15 protein-coding genes are annotated in these 19,115 nt (G+C 65.3%); 7 read left to right on the top strand and 8 right to left on the bottom strand.

From position 1 onward, the window contains the following. Positions 1-7 precede the first annotated feature (7 nt). From FQ705_RS04375 to FQ705_RS04365, 3 genes are all read left to right on the top strand, one after another. The gene (locus FQ705_RS04375; RefSeq protein WP_144138184.1) at positions 8-1,252 is read left to right on the top strand and encodes a Zn-dependent hydrolase; all 1,245 of its coding nucleotides are present in this window, start codon (positions 8-10) and stop codon (positions 1,250-1,252) included. A 16-nt stretch (positions 1,253-1,268) separates the two neighbouring features. Further along, positions 1,269-2,291: a histone deacetylase family protein gene (locus FQ705_RS04370; protein ID WP_144138183.1), complete on the top strand. Its 1,023-nt coding sequence runs from the start codon at positions 1,269-1,271 to the stop codon at positions 2,289-2,291. 188 nt (positions 2,292-2,479) lie between these two features. After that, the gene (locus tag FQ705_RS04365; protein ID WP_144138182.1) at positions 2,480-3,232 is read left to right on the top strand and encodes a glucose 1-dehydrogenase; all 753 of its coding nucleotides are present in this window, start codon (positions 2,480-2,482) and stop codon (positions 3,230-3,232) included. A gap of 79 nt (positions 3,233-3,311) precedes the next feature. Here the strand turns inward: FQ705_RS04365 and FQ705_RS04360 are convergent, their stop codons facing one another. After that, positions 3,312-4,193, bottom strand: a complete 882-nt coding sequence (locus FQ705_RS04360) for a LysR substrate-binding domain-containing protein (RefSeq protein WP_144138181.1) — start codon at positions 4,191-4,193, stop codon at positions 3,312-3,314. 118 nt (positions 4,194-4,311) lie between these two features. Here FQ705_RS04360 and FQ705_RS04355 point away from each other — a divergent pair, with 118 nt between their 5' ends. Both FQ705_RS04355 and phnX read left to right on the top strand, forming a co-directional pair. Then, positions 4,312-5,520, top strand: a complete 1,209-nt coding sequence (locus FQ705_RS04355) for a 2-aminoethylphosphonate--pyruvate transaminase (RefSeq protein ID WP_144138180.1) — start codon at positions 4,312-4,314, stop codon at positions 5,518-5,520. Between the two features lie 30 nt (positions 5,521-5,550). Beyond that, a complete protein-coding gene (gene phnX, locus FQ705_RS04350; RefSeq protein ID WP_144138179.1) occupies positions 5,551-6,354 on the top strand; it encodes a phosphonoacetaldehyde hydrolase in 804 nt (267 codons plus the stop codon). A 102-nt stretch (positions 6,355-6,456) separates the two neighbouring features. On the opposite strand, the gene FQ705_RS04345 is transcribed toward phnX, so the two are convergent. Further along, positions 6,457-7,362, bottom strand: a complete 906-nt coding sequence (locus FQ705_RS04345; protein WP_144138178.1) for a LysR family transcriptional regulator — start codon at positions 7,360-7,362, stop codon at positions 6,457-6,459. A gap of 91 nt (positions 7,363-7,453) precedes the next feature. Then, positions 7,454-8,671: an amidohydrolase family protein gene (locus FQ705_RS04340; protein ID WP_144138177.1), complete on the bottom strand. Its 1,218-nt coding sequence runs from the start codon at positions 8,669-8,671 to the stop codon at positions 7,454-7,456. Positions 8,672-8,928: 257 nt separating this feature from the next. Here FQ705_RS04340 and FQ705_RS04335 point away from each other — a divergent pair, with 257 nt between their 5' ends. Next, positions 8,929-9,960 carry a sensor domain-containing diguanylate cyclase gene (locus FQ705_RS04335; RefSeq protein ID WP_260854386.1) on the top strand — a complete coding sequence of 344 codons (1,032 nt, stop codon included), beginning with the start codon at positions 8,929-8,931 and terminating at the stop codon, positions 9,958-9,960. Between the two features lie 65 nt (positions 9,961-10,025). On the opposite strand, the gene FQ705_RS04330 is transcribed toward FQ705_RS04335, so the two are convergent. Further along, the gene (locus FQ705_RS04330) at positions 10,026-10,934 is read right to left on the bottom strand and encodes a LysR family transcriptional regulator (protein ID WP_144138176.1); all 909 of its coding nucleotides are present in this window, start codon (positions 10,932-10,934) and stop codon (positions 10,026-10,028) included. A 130-nt stretch (positions 10,935-11,064) separates the two neighbouring features. On the opposite strand from FQ705_RS04330, the gene FQ705_RS04325 reads away from it, so the two are divergent. Next, positions 11,065-11,847, top strand: coding sequence for a glucose 1-dehydrogenase (locus FQ705_RS04325; RefSeq protein ID WP_144138175.1), 783 nt, complete (start codon positions 11,065-11,067; stop codon positions 11,845-11,847). 94 nt (positions 11,848-11,941) lie between these two features. Here the strand turns inward: FQ705_RS04325 and FQ705_RS04320 are convergent, their stop codons facing one another. The 4 genes from FQ705_RS04320 to FQ705_RS04295 form a co-directional block, all read right to left on the bottom strand. After that, a complete protein-coding gene (locus tag FQ705_RS04320) occupies positions 11,942-14,803 on the bottom strand; it encodes an Hsp70 family protein (protein WP_186307787.1) in 2,862 nt (953 codons plus the stop codon). Beyond that, complete coding sequence (locus FQ705_RS04315; protein ID WP_144138174.1) at positions 14,800-16,650, bottom strand: Hsp70 family protein; 1,851 nt, start codon at positions 16,648-16,650, stop codon at positions 14,800-14,802. The genes FQ705_RS04320 and FQ705_RS04315 overlap by 4 nt, the downstream gene beginning before the upstream one ends. Beyond that, positions 16,647-17,249 carry a DUF2760 domain-containing protein gene (locus tag FQ705_RS04310; protein WP_144138173.1) on the bottom strand — a complete coding sequence of 201 codons (603 nt, stop codon included), beginning with the start codon at positions 17,247-17,249 and terminating at the stop codon, positions 16,647-16,649. Before FQ705_RS04310 ends, FQ705_RS04315 begins: the two co-directional genes overlap by 4 nt. 579 nt (positions 17,250-17,828) lie before the next feature. Then, on the bottom strand, positions 17,829-19,100 hold the full coding sequence (locus tag FQ705_RS04295) for a glycosyltransferase WbuB (RefSeq protein ID WP_144138172.1): 1,272 nt from the start codon (positions 19,098-19,100) through the stop codon (positions 17,829-17,831). Positions 19,101-19,115 lie beyond the last annotated feature (15 nt).

Here is a 19,115-nt window from a genome sequence, read left to right as displayed (position 1 = left end):
AATCACGATGTTGAAAGTGGATGCACGACGCCTGTGGGCGAGTTTGATGGAAATGGCGCAAGTGGGCGCGACCGCGCGTGGCGGCGTACGGCGTCTCGCGTTGACGCAAGAGGACCGGCGCGGTCGTGAGTTGTTCGCCGACTGGTGCCGCCAGGCGGGCATGACCCTGCAGACGGACGAAGTGGGCAATCTGTTTGCGCGCCGCGAAGGCGCCGACGCGAATGCCAAACCGGTACTGATTGGCAGTCATCTGGATACGCAGCCCGAAGGCGGCCGGTTCGATGGCGTGTATGGCGTGCTGGCCGGACTGGAAGTGGTGCGGACGCTGAACGATCGGAACATCGAGACGCATCATCCGATCGAGGTCGTGTCGTGGACCAACGAGGAGGGCGCGCGCTTCACGCCCGCCATGCTGGGCTCGGCGGTGTTCGTCGGCGCGACGCCGTTAGCCGACGCGTTGCGCACCGAAGACGCCCAGGGCGTGTCGCTCGCCAATGCGCTCGAAGCGTGCGGCTATGTCGATGCGCAGCGCCGCGATGCCCGCGATGTCGAAGCGTATTTCGAAGCGCATATCGAACAGGGGCCGATTCTCGAAAGCCATGGCAATCCGATCGGCGTCGTGACCGGCGGCCAGTCGATCCGCTGGCTCGACGTCGAAGTGACCGGCGTGGCCGCGCATGCCGGCACCACGCCGATGCCTTATCGAAAAGACGCGTTCTTCGCGGCGTCGGCGATGGCGCTCGAACTCGAAGCCATCGCCGCGCGCTATGCGCCGCAAGGTCTGGTCACGATCGGTCAGGTCGAGGTGCCGAACTCGTCGCGCAATACGATTGCAGGCAAGGTGCTGTTCACGGTGGACCTGCGCCATCCCGACGACGCACGCATCGACGCGATGGAGCACGACGTGCGTGCCGCGTTCGGGCGCATCGCCGCGCAACGCGGTGTGCAAGCGTCGCTGTCGACGTACTGGAGAAGTCCGGCCACGCCGTTCGACGCGGGGTGTGTCGCGCTGGTCGAGGCGGCGACGCAGCAACTGGGCTATTCGTATGAGCGTATCGTCAGCGGCGCCGGCCACGACGCGATCCATCTGGCGCGCCACGTGCCTACCGCGATGGTGTTCATTCCGTGCGTGGACGGTCTCTCGCACAACGAGGCCGAAGACGCCTTGCCCGATGACGTAAGCGCGGGCGCTAACGTATTGATCAATGCGGTGCTGGCGCGGGCGAAACTCGCTGCGCCCGCGCACGCCTGAAGTAGAGGAACCCGACATGCAGACATTTTTTCATCCCGCGCAGTTGAAGCATCATCCGCGCAGTTATCTCTCGCGTGGCCAGATGCGCACGCCGCAGGAAGTGCCCGAGCGCGCGCTGCGCCTCGTCGAAGCGGCAAAGAAACTCGGCTTCGAGGTGAGTGAGCCGGCGGATTTCGGCGCCGCGCCGCTTGCCGCCGTGCATGGGATGAACTATCTGTGCTTCCTCGAGGAGGCGCACCGCGAGTGGAAGAAGATGCCCGCGGAATGGGGCGACGAAGTGATGTCGAACGTGTACATCCGCGAGAACAATCCCCTGCGCGGCGTGCTGGCGCAAGCGGCACGCTATCTCGCCGACGGCAGTTGTCCGGTGGGCGAGCATACGTACGAATCCGCGTACTGGTCCGCACAAAGTGCGCTCGGCGGCGCCCATGCAATTCTCGACGGCGCGAGCGAAGCCTACGCCTTGTGCCGCCCACCGGGCCATCACGCGCGCGCTGAAGCGGCCGGCGGTTTCTGCTATCTGAACAATGCGGCTGTCGCTGCGCAAGCGCTGCGGCAGAAGTACCCGCGCGTGGCGATTCTCGACACCGACATGCATCATGGCCAGGGCGTGCAGGAAATCTTTTACGGCCGCGACGACGTGCTGTATGTGTCGATTCACGGCGATCCGACCAACTTCTATCCGGTGGTGGCGGGCTTCGAAGACGAACGCGGCGCAGCGCAGGGTGAAGGCTACAACGTCAATCTGCCGATGCCGCACGGTTCGTCGGAGGAGGTGTTCTTCGAACACCTCGATGCGGCCTTGCGCGTGGTGGCGCGTTTTCAACCGGATGTGCTGGTCGTTGCGCTTGGCTTCGACATCTACAAGGACGACCCGCAAGCGATGGTGGCCGTGACCACCGAGGGTTTCGGCACGCTGGGCGGCAAACTCGGTGGCTTGAAACTGCCCACTTTGATCGTGCAGGAAGGGGGATATCACATCGAGACGCTCGATGCGAACGCGCAGTCCTTTTTCAAAGGCTTTGCTTCGAAACGGTGAGGTCCGGCCGCATAGGCGGCCGATCGGTCGAGCCGTTCTCCGGCAGACGCTTAAACCTGCGCCTGCCGATTGTTCGGCTCGACCGACGTATCTATTCGTTTCAAGCTGCTTTATCCCGGGCACCAACCTGCCTACATTGTCTCCTGTGACAGCGTCACTCGACGCTAACCCACTTAAAGGACACGATGATGAGCAAGCTCACAGGTAAGGTTGCAGTAGTAACCGGCGCATCGAAGGGTATCGGCGCGGCGATCGCCAAGGCTTTGGCGGCGCAGGGCGCATCGGTGGTGGTGAATTACGCGTCGAGCCGCGAGGGTGCGGACAACGTCGTGGCGGCCATCACCGCGGCGGGCGGCAAGGCAGTCGCGGTGGTCGGCGACGTGTCGAAAGCCGCGGACGCGCAAGGCATCATCGATACCGCGATCGAAACCTATGGACACCTCGATATTCTGGTGAACAACTCGGGCGTGTATGCATTCGCGCCGATCGAGGAAATCACCGAAGAGCATTTCCATCAACACTTCAACGTGAACGTACTCGGTCTGCTGCTGGTTACTCAGGCGGCGGTCAAGCATCTCGGCGAAGGCGCCAGCATCGTCAACGTCAGTTCGGTGGTGAGCCGCATCACGCCGGCAGGCAGTGCGGTCTATACCGCGACCAAGGGCGCGGTGGACGGTATTACCGGCGTGCTCGCCCGCGAACTGGGCCCGCGCAAGATTCGCGTGAATTCGGTGAATCCCGGCATGGTGGCGACGGAAGGCACGCATAGCGCGGGCATCACCGGCACGGATTCCGATTTCGAAGCCTGGGCGCTCAGCACGACGCCGCTCGGCCGCATCGGCAAGCCGGACGATATCGCCGATGTCGTCGCGTTCCTCGCCTCGGACGACGCTCGCTGGTTGACCGGCGAAAGTCTGATTGCAAGCGGTGGCTCGCGTTAAGCGCGTTCGACTCCGTTTGGCAAAATAAAAAATCGCCCCGACGCCGTGCGTGCCGGGGCGGTTTCTATTTCGGGCGCACTTATTTCGCTGTCACGTCGCCGACGCCAGGCAGTTCCACCGCAAACAGCGCATCCAGCAGATTCGAGCCCGGCCGCTCGGCGAGTCGCGTCAGCGATTCGATCATCTGCACCTGGCAATCCTGTAGCGGAATCATTCTGATACGCCGCGATTCATTGAATTCGGCACGCGCGATCACGCCGACGCCCATACCTTGCGCGACCGCTTCTTCCAGCGCCTCGCGCCCATCTACATACATCACCGGTTCGACCTGCAACGACGAGCGCACCAGTTCGATTTCAAGTAGCTGCTGCGTGACGGATTGCGGCTCGCGAAAAATCATCGGCTGCCTGACCAGTTCCGCGTAGCTCAGCTTGCGCTTCTTGGCGACCGCGTAACTGGCCGGCACCATCGCCACCAGCGGATCGCGTCGTAAAACGCGCGCCTCCAGCCGGCTATGCACCTGCGGCGCGGCAGTAATCGCGGCGTCCACGGCGCTCGACAACACCCGCTGCATGCAATCCGCCGCATTGGCGATCGACAGCGTGACGACGATGCCCGGATGCAGTTTGCGAAACGCGCTGACCAACGCGACCGCGAGATCGGGCGCATCCGCGACCAGCGAGAGCGACCCGGACTCCAGACCGCCCGCGGATTCCAGCAATTGACGCGCGTCGCGTTCGCAACTGAGCATGTGCCGAGTCACGCTGAAAAGACGCAGGCCGAGTTCGGTTGTTTCGACCCCGCGCGGGCCGCGCTCGAACAGCTTGACCCCGTAATCCTGCTCCAGACGCCGCACATGATCCGACACTGCGGGCTGCGTGAGCGACAGCGCCTGCGCCGCCCGGGAGAAGCCGCCATGTTCCGCGACCGCGTGGAACGCCCGCAATTGCGCGTATTGCATGTGTGCCTCACTAAGCCATAAGTTTTTACGATATCCACATCGATTATATCGATTTTACCGATGCCGGGCCTTTCGGTACGCTGTGATCACCGAAACAGCCCTCTCGGAGCGTCCGAACATGGAAAGCACGATAGACCGTTCTCCCGCAGCGACCTGCGCCCCGCCGGCCAAAGGCGAACCCTATCTGCTGACGCCCGGTCCGTTGACCACGGCGTACTCCACCAAGGAAGCCATGCTGCGCGACTGGGGGTCGTGGGACGGGGATTTTCGCGCGATGACCGCGCACCTGCGCGCCAGCCTGCTGGACATCGCCGGCGACACGGCGGGCGACTACGACTGCGTGCCGCTGCAAGGCAGCGGCAGCTACTGCGTCGAGGCCATGCTCGGCAGCCTGATTCCGCGCGACGGCCACGCGCTGGTCCTCGCCAACGGCGCGTACGGCAAGCGTATTGCCACCACGCTCGGCTATCTCGGCCGCCGCGCCACGCTGCTCGACAAGGGCGATTATTTGCCGCCGCGCGGCGCAGAAGTCGAGCGCATGCTGGAGGCCGATCCGAGCATCACGCATGTGGTCGCGGTGCACTGCGAAACCAGTTCGGGGATTCTCAACCCGATCGGGGAAATCGCCGCCGCCACGGCCAGGACAGGCCGCAAGCTGCTGATCGATTCGATGAGCGCTTTCGGCGCGGTGCCGTTCGATGTGCGCGAGATTGCCTGCGAGGCGTTCGTTTCGTCGGCCAACAAGTGCATTGAAGGCGTACCCGGCTTCGGCTTCGTGATCGCCCGCAAGAGCGCGTTGCAGGAAGCCAAAGGCCGCAGCCATTCGCTCGCGCTCGACGTCTACGACCAATGGGACGTGATGAACCGCACCGGTCAATGGCGCTTCACGCCGCCCACGCACACGGTCGCCGCGTTCATCGAAGCGCTGCGCCTGCACAAACTCGAAGGTGGCCAGCCGGGACGCCTCGCGCGTTACGCGAACAATCGTGACGTGCTGGTGGCCGGCATGCATGAACTCGGTTTCGAGCCGCTGCTGAATGCACGTTGGCGCTCGCCGATCATCGTGACGTTCTTCGCCCCGGCGCATGCATCGTTCAGCTTCGAGCGTTTCTATGAATTGATGAAAGAGCAGGGCTTCATCATTTATCCGGGCAAGCTGACCGTGGTGGACAGTTTCCGCATCGGCTGCATCGGACAGGTGGACGAGCAGGTGATGCGCCGGGTGGTGCAGGCCTGCGCGAAGTCGCTGCAGACGCTGGGCGTGCCGCACGCCGCGCCGCCGGCCGTCGCGCTCGACGAACGCAAGTCATTGGCCGAGTCAGGCTGACCCCGACTGACCTCTTCAGGATCGAAGCAGATGAAACATGTCAAAGCAGTGATTTTCGACTGGGCCGGCACCGTAGTGGACTACGGCTCACTGGCGCCGATGGGCGCATTCGTCGAGACGTTCGAGCAGTTCGGCGTGTCGATCACGATCGAGGAAGCGCGCGGGCCGATGGGCATGGCCAAGCGTCCGCATATCGCCGCACTGATGGCCTTGCCGCGCGTGGCGCAGGCCTGGGCGGACAAGCACGGCCACGCGCCGGGCGAGGCGGATATCGATGCGGTCTACGACGTTTTCGTACCGAAGAACATCGCCGTCGCGGCGAGCTATAGCTCGGTGATTCCGGGCGTGGCGGAAGTGGCCATCGCCTTGCGTCACGACGACATCCGCATCGGCACGACCACCGGTTATACACGCGAAATCATGGCCGAGATTCTGCCGGGTGCGGCCGCGCAGGGTTTTTCGCCGGACAGCCTGGTGTGCACGGGCGATACGCCGGAAGGGCGGCCGTCGCCGTACATGATCTACAAGACGTTGCCCGAGCTGGGCGTATGGCGAGCGAAGGATGCGATCAAGGTCGACGACACCGAAGTCGGCATCGAAGAGGGCATCAACGGCGGTACGTGGGCGGTGGGCGTCGCGGTGAGCGGCAACGCTTTCGGCATGGCCGAGGACGACGTCAAGGCGCTCGCCCCGGCTGAATTCGCGTGGCGCCGCAAGGCCGCGATCCAGAAGCTGCAGGCGGCCGGCGCGCACTACGTGATCGACAGCGTGGCGGATCTGATGCCGGTGGTGTACGACATCGAAGCGCGTCTCGCACGCGGCGAGCGGCCGTGATGAAATGAAAAAGCGGGGCATGTACCCCGCTTTCTTACTTGAAGGAAGGCGCGCCGTTACACGACGGCGCGCCTTTTTTCTTGCCCGACGCCGCGCGCAATTTCAGTTGAAGAACCCCACGGCGAGATCGATGAACTCGCGAATTTTGCGCGGCACGAACTCCCGGCTCGGATAGACCAGCGACACGGCCACATCGCCATTGAGCACGGCGTAATCGTCGAGCACCTTGACGAGGGTGCCGGCGCGCAACTCGTCGGCCACCATTTCGAGCGGCAGCAAGGCCACGCCCATCGCGCCGAGCGTCGCCTGCTTCTGCATGACCATGCTGTTGACGGTGAACGACGCGTCGAGCGCGACCATTTCTTCGTCGCCGGCACCGGCGCTGTTTTTGCGGAACACCCAGGTCTGCGGGCTGGTATCCGTCGAGGCGGCGATCATCCGGTGCCGGGCGAGGTCGGCCGGCGTTTTCGGATAACCCGCTTGCGCGAGATACGCGCCAGCCGCCACCGGCACGGCGTGCGAGGTAATCAGGCGACGCACCACCAGCGACTCCGAGCGGATCATATGCTCCGTCACGATGCCCACGTCGAAGCCGCCTTCGAGCAGATCGACACGTTTCTCGGTCAGCGTCACGCGCAGATTGACGTGCGGAAACTTGGCCTGATATTCGGCGAACAGCGGCGTGAGCCGGAACAGCGAGAAACTTCCCAGCGCCACGATGCGCAGATCGCCCGCCACCTCCTTCGAGGTGGTGGTCGCACGCGATTCGACTTCCTCGAGTTCCGCGAGCAGCATCCGGCAACCGGCGGCGTAATCCGCGCCCGCTTCGGTCAGCACGACCTTGCGCGTGGTGCGCTGGAACAGGCGAATGCCGAGGTGTTTTTCGAGGCTCGATACGTGACGCGTGACGACCGAGGTCGACACACTGAGTTGTTCCGCGGCCTGCGCGAAGCTGCCGGCGTCGGCGACTTTTACGAAGGCCTGCATGGCTTGAAAGAGATTGATCATGTCAGTGCGCAAACCGGTTTCTTTGCAGCGCGCGGCGTGGCGTCACCATGCGCTGGTTCAATGTTCGGGATTCAATCGGGTTCAACGGACCTCACTCGACTACGGCCGCGCCAGCGCGCGCGACGATGCGGCCGTGGCTCATCACCAGCTTGCGTGGCGGCCGCGCGACCAGCGCGTGCGCGAGCGTGTCGGCGTCGACCAGCACGAGGTCGGCGCGCGCGCCGGCGTGCAAGCCATAGTCGGCGAATCCGCACGCGTGCGCCGCGGTGCTGCTCACGCAGTCGAACGCCAGGGCGAGATCGTCGTCGCGGCGCAGGCCGTAGCGCATCGCGATCAGCATGGCGCGCTCCAGCATGTCGGGCGAGCCATAGGGCGTCCACGTGTCGCGGATGCCGTCGTTGCCGCCGAATAGCGTGACGCCTTTTTCGAGGCAGGTTTTGAGCGGCGGCACGACGGTCGAGGACGGCGCGGTCGTCAGCAATGCGACACGCAGATGGGCGAGGCGCTCGAGCAGGCCGTCGCGTTCGCGTTCGGGCAGCGCGCCGAGGCAGAACGCGTGACTGACTACCACCCGACCTTGCATGCCCAGCGCGGCGACGCGGTCGAGCAACAGTCCGAGCGTGAACGCACCGATTTCACCCGGCTCGTGCAGATGGATGTCGATCGGTTTTTGATGACGTTCGGCAAGGCCGAACGTCACGTCGAGCGAAGCCACCGGGTCGCCGTCGATCAAGGCGGGATCGAGCGCACCGAGCACATCCGCACCGGCGCTCAAGGCCTGGTCGAGCAGCGCATCCGTGCCAGGACGGCCGAGCAGGCCCGATTGCGGAAAGGCGACGATCTGCAGATCCATTGCGCCGCGCAGCGTCTCGCGCGTGGTGAGCACGCCTTCGAGATGACGCAGGCCCGCGTCGGTGTCGATATCGACATGGGTGCGCAGGCGCGTGGTGCCCGCGGCGAGAAACGCGCGAGCCAGCGCGAGCGATTGCACGCCCGCGTCGTGACCGCTTTCTGCACGCCAGCGTCGTTCGTTCTCGATGCGGTCGGTCAGCTTCGGCCCGACTTCGTTGCGATACCAGCGCAGGCCCCAGTTGGTTTTGTCCAGGTGCGTATGCCCTTCGACGAAACCCGGCAACAGCAGCGCGCCTGCACCATCCTCCAACGCGACGCCAGCGGCGCGCGGCAGGTCCGTGCCGATGGCCGCGATGCGGCCGTCGACGATCGATACGTCGACGCGGCTACCATCGCGCTGACGGACATTCGTGATCAGCAAGGCGCGGGTTGGGTGATGAGCGGCGGTCGTCGTCATTGGGGCGGTTGAACTACAGCGCAAGCAACTGCACGGCGCGCGAGATGGCACGTGCAATTGTCTGTTGAATGGATGCGTTGCCCGTTTCTTGAGCAGAAAGCAGGCCGCGCATGACTGGCGCGTGAATTGTACTTCGTGAGGCTGCTCACGCCGGACTTGCGCCGCGCGCCAGACTGCGCGTCCCGGACTACGCGTCCCACTCAAGTTTCGTGCCGCGGTGCCGTTGACATGAGCTAGTCACTCTCGGGAACCCAGCCGTGCAACTCGCTTACAGTAACGACCGTCTGTCCAGCCGCATGTCGGTCGATCCTGCCGCCGGCAATGAGCCCGAGGTGGAGTCGTCGGTGATCGAATGGCTTTTGCACGACGATCAGGTGATGCGCGAGTGCTTCACCCACGCGGCCGAAATCCTGAAGAGCGTGACCGGTGCGGCGATCACCGCGATTACGCTGCTCGACGAAGAGCATCAGCATTACCGTGCCGAAGTCGGCATGGCGATGCCGCTCGTCACACGGGCCCGATCGCTCGCCGACTACGCGGTGCGCGACGCCGAGCTGTTCGTGATCGAAGACGCTCACGACGACGCCCGCTTCGGCGAATGCATGCTGGTGCAGCGTCATCCTTTCGTGCGCTTTTATGCGGCGATTGCCCTGCGTGCGCCGAACGGCGAGATCGTCGGCGCGTTGTGCGCGATGGACCCGGCGCCCGGCCGTCTCGACGCCTCGCAACGCGGCGTGTTCTACCATCTGCGCGCGATGATCGAAAACGATCTGAAGATGCGCACGGCTACCGCGATCGATCCGCTCACGCAGATCTATAACCGCCGTTTTCTGCTGGAAAGCATCACACGTCGCTGGAAAGAAGCGCGGGACGGCGACGTGATGGGCTCAGTGGTGGTCGACGTGGACTGGTTCAAGCAATACAACGATACGTATGGCCACCAGGCCGGGGATCATTGTCTGCGTCAGGTCGCCTCGGTGATGCAGGAAGCGGCCGATGGCGATCGCATCGTCGTCGGACGCATGGGCGGCGAGGAATTCGGCCTGCTGGTGACGAACGCCGAGGCCACGTCGCTCGAGAACACGCTCGACCGTCTACGGCAGAGCGTCGAAGATCTGGCTATCGAGCATCGCGCTTCGCCGCTCGGACGGGTGACGGTGAGCGTGGGTGCCTCGCTCACGCGCATCACCGACCTCTCGCGGCCGGCGCATCGCGACGGCTTTGCGAGCGCGGACCGGGCGCTGTACCGCTCGAAGCACGCCGGCCGCAATCTGGTGACGATGGCGTAAGGCAACCGGCGGCCACTGAACCTCGGCTGAACCTCGGCTGAACCTCGGCTGAACCCGGTTGCGGCTCAGCCTTCCCGAAGGCCGGCATACACCTCGCTCACCCATTCGGCAAAGACGCGTACTTTCGTGCTGTAACGGCGGCTCGGCGGATAGACGAGAAAAATCGGCAGCGGTGGCGGCCGCCAGTCCGTAAGTATCGGCACCAACTCACCGCGCGCGATGGCCGGGCGCACCATGAAATCCAGCGTATGCACGATGCCGAGACCCGCCAGCGCGGTGGCCAGGTGTGCGTTGCTTTCGCTCACCATCACCGTATTGCGCACCTTGGCGAGCACGATCTGCTCGCCGTCCCGTTCGAATCGCAAGGGCTGCACGAGCCCGCTGCTGGCCGAAAAATAGCCGGCGACGGCGTGTCCGTCGTCGACGATCTGTTGCGGGTGCGAAGGCGTGCCGTATTCGGCCAGATACGCCGGAGTCGCGCAGGTGGTCCAGCGCAGCACGCAGATTTCGCGCGCCACCAGCGCGGGATCGTTCGACGTGCTGCGAATCGCGCAGTCGATATTCTCGGCGAGCAGATCGGCGGTGCGGTCCGTCACGCTCAACTGCAACTGAATGTCGGGATAGCGCGCGCAGAATTGCGGCAACGCGGGAATCAGAATGCCACTCGCCGTCGAGCCGCCGCTATCGACCCGTAGTGCACCACGCGGACTTGCGCGGTCGCGTCCCAACGTCGCCTCGATATCGTCGAGCTCGCTGAGCAGGGGATGCATGCGTTCGTAGTAGGCCGCGCCGTCGGTGGTGACGTTGACGCTGCGCGTGCTGCGTTCGAGCAGTTTGACGCCGAGGTGATCCTCCAGCGACTTCACCCATTTGCTGACCGTGGCATTGGGCATCTGCAGCGACTGCGCCGCGCGGCTGAAGCCGCCGGTTTCCACCACCCGCGCAAAGATGCGGATTGCCTGCAAGTGATCCATCGGGCCTCGCCGGAAACGGATTATCCACTGCTGTGAATAAAGTATCCACAGCATACCGATTTATCTCCTGGTGTGTATGAAATAAGCTGACGTCAAGGGTCAAGCGACCTTCAACACACAGGAGTCAGCCATGAATCACCTCAAACCTGCAAACGTCAATTCCACCAGGCACGCCGGCAAAATCGTGCTGGTGACCGGCGGCAGCAGCGGTATCGGCCTCGCAGCCGCCATGCGTTTTGCGCGCGAAGGGGCGACGGTCTACATCACCGGCCGGCGTCAGGCGGAACTCGACGAAGCAGTCGAACAGATCGGCCACGGCGCGACGGCGATTCGCGCGGACATCTCGTCGGCGGCCGACCTCGACCGGATGTTCAGCACGGTGCAAGCGGCGCATCAAAAGCTCGACATTCTGTTCGCGAACGCCGGCGGCGGCGAGTTTTCGCCGCTCGGTCAGATTACCGAGGCGCAATTCGACAAGTATTTCGACATCAACGTGAAGGGCACGCTGTTTACCGTGCAGAAAGCCTTGCCGCTGATGCAACCGGGCAGTGCGATCGTGCTGACGGGTTCGATCACGTCGATTCAGGGCGTGCCGGCCTTCGGCGTGTACGCGGCGACCAAGGCCGCTCTGCGTTCCTTTGCGCGGACGTGGGCGTCCGATCTCAAGGGGCGCGACATTCGCGTCAACGTGGTGGCGCCGGGCGTGGTGGTGACGCCCGCTTACAAGACCGAACTGAAGATGAGCGACGAGCAGATCGACGCTTATCGCCAGCAGGTCAGCGACACCACGCCGCTTGGCCGCGTCGGCGAGGCGGACGAGATCGCCAAGGCCGTGTCGTTCCTCGCATCGGATGACGCGAGCTATATCACCGGGATCGAGTTGTTCGTCGACGGCGGGATGGCGCAGGTTTGAGCGAGTGAACGGGCGAGGTGCGTTGCGTGAGGCTCATCGCGCACGTCAACGCGTCCATCGACGTGCACGGCGCCTCGCGCTTTCAACGCGCCTCTCAACTTGCGATCAGCTTCAACCCCGCCGGCAAGGACTCGCCGAACACGCGGCCTTCGTCGGCGTCATCGAGTTCCACGCTTTCGCTCACCATCGTGATCCACGCGCGCGGGGCATTGACCGCTTCGAGCCGGCGCACCACCTTGAGCCGCAGGTCTTCCGGCAAGTCGCGCGAGCGATCACCCGTCATGCGCGCGATCTGCACAGCCGCGAAGGCGGCCGGATCGACTTTCTTCCAGTCGAGCGCAAGGAGGGCGTCGAGCCATGGCGCGGCAATCTCCGGCGGCACGACGCTGTGGGCGCTGCCGTAGAACGGCCGGCGCGCGCCGATGCGGCCCACCGCCCACCAGCTTTGATGGTTTTCCGCCGGCTTCTTCAAACGCGTGAGCACTGATTCGCCCAGTTCGATCTTGCGTTCGACCGGAATCCGTTCGAGCGACGCGCTCAGCCGGACCATATCGGTGAAGCCCGTTTTCGCCACATCGAAAGGCAACTTATGGCGCGATTGCGCCGCCGTTTGCAGATACGCCATCGCATCGAGCACGCGCAGTTGCGCGGCCTCGTCGAGGCCGCCGGCGGCACGGCGCCAGAGCGTCCACCATTCCGACCACACCTGGCCATCGTTGACGTACTGAATGCCGTCGTCGAACAGCGACCAGAGTTGTTCGACGCGCCATTCGTCGAGTGGATAGCCGAAGCCCGGCCGCAGGCAATAACCGGCCAGATTCAACCAGAGCCGCTCGTGATCCGCCGAGCGCCGCCGACGCCGCGCGCGTTCCCACAGCGCGCCGAAAAGCTCGCGCAGCAACGCGCTGTTCCAGCTTTCGCGTGGGCCCAGCAGATGTTCGAGTTGCGAGCGCAGGCGTTTGATGTCCTTCGGATCGACCTTTTGCGTGCGCGAACCGAAGCAGCGGTCGATCTGTTCGATCGCCTGATCGAGCGCGGGGTGGCGAGCATGCGCTGCTTCGTCGGCGAGATTGACCTGTGCGTCTTCGCGGCGCAGCTGGAATTCGAGCAGCCAGCGTTGCGCGGGATGATCGAGTTCGATGCAGTGGACTTCGAGCGTGCCCACTTCGGTGAGCGAGGTCGCGATCTGCACGACGGTTTCGCGCGCGGTACCTTTGTCGCCGCGCGGTTGCACGATCGTTGCGATCGGCGGCAGGCGCACGAAATCGCCGTCCGCGAGATCGACCAGTTGGCCTGGCTGATACGCCGTGTCCGCACTCGACGACACCAGATGAAAACGCACCGGATGACCAAGACGCAGCGCAAAGGTGCGATCCGCGATCAGGATTTCATGGCCTTCTTCCGTGCCGCGCGGCAACAGACAGATGCCGCGTTGCGCGAGCGACGTGTCGTGCTTGCCGTCGCCGGATTCGTCGAGCACGAGGAAATAGCTGCGCGGCGAGCCGCCGCCGATTTTCGGCGCGGCGCCCGCGCGGGCCAAGGTATAAGCAACCGCGCCACGTGCGACGGCGACGTCCGGGTTGTCGTTGTGCAGCACGTTGAGCGCTTCGCCGCGCCATGTGCCCAGGGTGCCGGCGAGTCGTTGCGTCAGTGCTTCGGCGCGGAACACGCCGCCGTTGAGCAGCAGGGTGTCGGGCACGGGCAAGGTGTCGTCTGGTTCGCCATGGCCGGTCGCGTCGGTAGAAGCAATACCCAGTGCTTGACGCGATTGCGCCGCGAAACGGCTCAGGAACGCCGCGATGTGACGCGTGACGGCGGCATCGGTCGCATAGGGCAAGCCGAATTCCACGATCGCCCCACGTGGCCGGCCAGGACGTTCGCCGGAAGACACCGTCGGAAAAAAGCCATCGACGATGATCCGTTCGACTTCCTCACGCGTGACCTGCGCCGTGCGTGCGCCGCCGATCAGTTTCGAACCCGCGCCGAGCAGCGTGATCGAGGTGGAGTCGGGCGCCTGCGGCCCGAGCAGGAGTTCCTTCGCATTGCGGCAACGCTCGACCAGTTGCGACAGATTGGCTGCCGACAGTCGCGTGCGCGTTTCGCCGCCCGGCAGACGCGCTTCCACCAGATGCGCGAGCGCCAGATCCATGTTGTCGCCGCCGAGCATCAGGTGATTGCCCACGCCGATGCGCGTGAGTTGCGGCTCGCCGTCGCGCAGGCTCACTTCGATCAGCGTGAGGTCGGTGGTGCCGCCGCCGACGTCGCAGATCAGTACGAGCCGCGTGTCCGCAAGTTCGCCGGCGAGCCGGTCGCGGTGATGGAACAGCCAGTCGTAGAACGCCGCTTGCGGTTCTTCCAGCAGCTTCAAAGTGGACAGTCCGGCCATGCGGGCCGCTTCGACGGTCAGGGCGCGCGCGCCTTCGTCGAAGGACGCCGGCACGGTGAGTACCACGTCCTGCTGCTCGAGCGGCGCATCGGGAAAGCGCTGGTTCCATGCGGCGCGAACGTGCGCGAGGTAGCTTGCGCTGGCTTCGACGGGCGAGACTTTGCGGACATCGTCGGCGGCGCCCCAGGGCAGGATCGGCGCCACGCGATCGACCGATGCATGCGACAGCCAGCTTTTCGCGCTCGCCACCAGCCGCCCCGGCACCTGCGCACCGAGCAGACGCGCGAGCCGGCCGATCACGAGCGGCGGCGTGGCGGCATTCGCGTGAGCGTTGGCGGCAGTGCGATCCGCACGCGACCACGGCAATTGCAGATCGTCCGGGTTCAGCTCGCCTTCGGCCGCCTGATAACGCACCGAAGGCAGCAGTGGCCGCGCGGCCACCTCGCCGGGACTGACCAGCTGCTCGATCTCGAACACGCGGATGGTCGGCGACCCCGCCTCGGCATAGGCGAGCACCGTATTACTGGTGCCGAGATCGATACCGACGCTGTACCGCTTCATCTCAGTCATGCATTCGCGTTGCCGCGCACGTCGAATTCGACCTTCCAGCGCTCATCCGTGCCGCGCGGCACGGCTTCGAGTTCGAGCGTGCCGGCTTCGGTCACGCGCGCGTGCAATTTCACCGGCACGACTTCACCGGCGCTGCGTCCCGATGCGGGCAGCGTCGCCTGAATCTCATCGAGTTCCTGCAGTTCGTCGGGACCCCAGAAGTCGAGCAGCGTGCCGACCTGATCCTGACGACGCACCGACGACCCGAAGAAGCGGAAGTGCACCGGCTCGCCGACCACCAGACCAAACTCCTGCGTGGGCAACTCGGCCTCGGTGCCTTCTTCCATGCCGAACGGTGCCACGCACAACGCCTGGATCGGCGGCTCGAGTCCGGGGACCGCGGGCATCGCCGATTCGATCGCGATGTAGTAGGCCCGCGCGGTGCCGCCGCGAATCCGTACACCCTGGCCGCGTCGCACGTAGCCGTAGTAGGCCGCGCCGCGCGCCACCGCCAGATCGAGGTCCGCGCCTTCGAGCAGACGGGCCGGCGCTGCGCCTTCCGCCGTCAGCCATCCGTTGAGCGTACCCATGATGCGCTCGACAAGCAGCGGCGACTTGAACACGCCGCCGTTGAACAGCACGACGGTGGGATGCAGGAAGCTCGCCCCCTCGGGCGCGGCGGGATGGCCCAGTCCTTCGAGTTCGGCCAGCGCGCCGACCTGGCGGCCGAGGAAGGCCGCCAGATGACGCGTGATGCCCGCGTCCTGCGCATACGGCAGGCCGAGTTGCGTCAGACCGGCACGTGCGCGGCTCACCGGACGCGCCGCGCTGTCCACCTGCGGGAAGAAGCCTTCGAGGATCGTCTGCGTCAACTCGGCGCGCGTGAGTTCGGTGCGGATCGAGCCGCCGATCAGTTTCGAGCCCCGGCTCGGCACGACGAGCGGCACGGTGTCGCTCGCCGGATCGCTGAGCAGCGTTTCCTTCGCCGAGCGGCATGCGTAGGTGAGGGCGCGCAATTGCCAGGCGTCGGCCTGGGTGCCTTGCGCCGCGAGCTTGCGAGCGACCACGTGCGCGAGCGCGAGGTCCATGTTGTCGCCGCCCAGCAGAATGTGTTCGCCGACTGCCACGCGATGCAGTTCGAGATTGCCCTCGCGTTCGATCACGGCGATCAGCGAGAGGTCGGTCGTGCCGCCGCCCACGTCCACCACGAGGATGATGTCGCCGACCTTGACCTGCTTGCGCCAGTCGCCGCTGCTCTTCTGGATCCAGCTATAGAGCGCGGCCTGTGGTTCCTCGAGCAGCGTCATGCGGCCGTAACCCGCGGCGTCGGCGGCTTCGGCGGTCAGCTCGCGGGCGGCCGGATCGAACGATGCGGGGATCGTCACCGTGATGTCCTGCTGCGCGAACGGCGCGTCGGGATGCGCGTGGTCCCATGCTTCGCGCAGGTGCGTCAGAAAGCGCACCGAGCTTTCGAGTGGCGAGACGCGTGCGACTTCCGGCGGTGCATCGTTCGGCAGAATCGCCGCGCGACGATCGACGCCCGGATGGCACAGCCAGCTCTTCGCGCTCGACACCAGCCGGATCGGCGTGGCTGCGCCGCGGCTGCGGGCAAATTCACCGACCGCGAATTCGCGCTGGCCGGTCCACGGCAGATGGAGGTCGCCGGCGGCGAGCTCGTCCGGGTGCGGCAGATAGAGGAACGAGGGCAGCAGATCGAGGTTGTCGATCGCGCCGGGGCCCGTGAGCTGAGCGACCGGCAACACGCCTTGAGTGGTTTTCTCGCCGTCGCTGGCGCTCGTGTCGACATAGGACAGCGCGCAGTGCGTGGTGCCAAGGTCGATACCGATGGAATAGCGTGCGTCGCTCATAGCTCGACCTCGGCCGGTGCGATCACGGTCGCGTTGTGGCTGGCCGTCAGCTTCGGCAGACGCACTTCGTCGACGCGCCAGCCGCGATGGCTGATGCTGCCGTTGAACGGCGCCTTGCCGACGACGTTGCCGGTCAGGCGAATGGAACTGGCGTCGAAACCTTCGGGAAGCGTGACGCGGCTGCCTTCGGCTTCGTCGCGCACCGGTCGGATCGTGAAGTGCTCGCGCAACGTCGCGCGGCAACCTTCGTGGACGAGACGGGCGGCCGCGCCGATGTCGGCGTCGCTATAGCCCTTGATGTCTTCTTCGACGAAATCGATGAAGCGCGCGTCGCGTTGCAGCAGGCCGAGCAGTTGCAGGGCGGCGTCGGGGCCGGCTTCCTTGAGCGTCGGGGCGGGCTGGGCTGCGGGTGCCGGTGCCGGTGCGGCAGCAGGCGCGGGCGTTGGCGTCGCGGCGGGCGCGGGCGCGGCGCTGGCAGCCGTGCCGCGGTTACGTAGTCGCAGTACGTTCGCGGCGAATTCGCCGTCGCCGAGAATGCTGAAAAACGTGCTCACGGCGAGAGAAATCCTGCCGAGGAAAGAGGGGTTCGAATCGGTCATAAATGCTCCTGAGGGGCTCTGTTCAAGGACGAGCTGTCCTGCTTGCGCCGCGCGCTGTGAGACGCGCAAAACCCGTATTTTGCCTTGTGGCGCGTCGGACGCGGACAAAGCCGGGCATTCTAGCGGGCAATGGGGTGAGATTGGCGGGTCGTAAAAGGCGAGACGAGGGCGGCTAGCAGGCTGCTAGCGGACGATTGAAGGCCGGCCCGCAGCCTTGCTCGCCCGCGCGCTTCACACGCTCTCGGGCCGAATCCGGCCACGACCTGATCGATGAACGCCCGCAGTTCCGGCGTGACGCGGCTGGCTGGAAACACCAGATGCATTGGCCTGGCGGCCGCTTCGTACTCGCGCACAGTTGGCGCTTCGAGCGCGCCAAGCCGGTGTATCGCATCGCCCACGATCGCGCGGGCCTCATCGCGGGATTGGCGGCGGCGCAACGGGAAGTGGAGTTGCCGCATGGGTCGTGGCGGCATTGGACGCCGGCGCGCGCAGACCCCTGGGCGGACTGGAGAATCGTTGAGGCTGCAACCGGCTATCGGCGATGTCGTCAGGGTGGTCGAGGTGGTCGACCTTGTCGCCTTAGCTGACTTCGTTCTCCACTTCCTCGAACGACTCGGTGACGTCGTGGCGTACGCCGCCGAGTTTTGCGAAGCGCGCTTCGAGCGCCGCGAATGCCGCCTCGCGCGACAACGAGGCCAGCGCGAAGGCGCGGCCCGCACGTCCGAGCCGTGCCCGCTCAGCCGGCTTGTCCGCGAGTTGGCGGATTGCATCGGCAAGCAAGGCGGCGTTGCCGGACGGCACCACGACACCACGCGGCGCGACCGTGTCGTGCAGTTCGGTGCCGGGCTCGGCCATCGCGACCACCGCCTTGCCGCTCGCGAACATGCCGGTAAGCTTGGACGGCATCACCAGATCGGCGGCATCGGAGCGCTGCGGCAGGACGTGGATGTCCGCCAGATTGAGCAATTCGTTGAGCTCTTCCTTAGGCCGCAGGTCGATGATGCGGCAGTTCGGCATGTCGCCGCATACGGTCTGCACGCCGCTGCGCGCGGGTCCGTCGCCGCAGAATACGAACGCGAGGTCGGCGTGGTCCTTCAAGGCGAGCGCGGCGGCGGCAAGAATGTCCAGGCCCTGCTTGATGCCCATGTTCCCCGAATAGAGCACGACGATCGAACTCGCCGGTAAGCCGAGTTCGGCTTTCAGACGGCTCACGCGCGAAAGCGGATAGATTGCGCTGGTGTCGGCCCAGTTGGGAAAGCGCACGAGGCGCTCGGCGGCGATGCCCTTGCTCGAGGCGCGCTCCAGCATCTTGCCGGAGATCGTCGAGATGGTGTCGAAGCGCGTCATCAAGGCCCGTTCGGCTGCCAGCGCAACGCGTTTGAGCAGCGAGCCTTGCAGGATGCCCAGCTTGAACGCGGCGTCCACTTCGAAGTCCTGGATGTGCAGCCAGGCGTGCGCGCGGGCGATCCGCGCAACCAGCCAGCCGGTCGGTGCGTTGAGCAGGCTCGGCGCGACGCAGAACACGATATCGGGCCGCCAGAACGCATGGCGGACCATCAAAGGCAGACTCGTCAGCGCGAAGCTCGCGAGGTGCACGAGACGCCCCAGGCCGCGAGGCCGGCTAGGAACCCACAGCGGTGCACGCGACACGCGGACCCCGTCGCGTTGTTCCTGCGCGTAGCGCCGCGACGAAAAGCCACGTGCGATCCGCCATTCCGGATAGTACGGCGGCGCGCAGACCACGCGCACTTCATGCGCCTGGCCTGCGAGCGTGGCCGCCATCTCCGCGGTGTACTTACCGATGCCGGTCATTTCCGGCGCGTAATTGATGCCGTAGATCAAAATTTTCACGCATCCTCCGTAGAC

The sequence above is a fragment of the Paraburkholderia sp. BCC1884 genome, assembly GCF_900996225.1.
Classification (GTDB): domain Bacteria; phylum Pseudomonadota; class Gammaproteobacteria; order Burkholderiales; family Burkholderiaceae; genus Paraburkholderia.
Note: the sequence above shows the minus strand (reverse complement) of the source record. Positions and strands in the feature narration are given on the sequence as shown.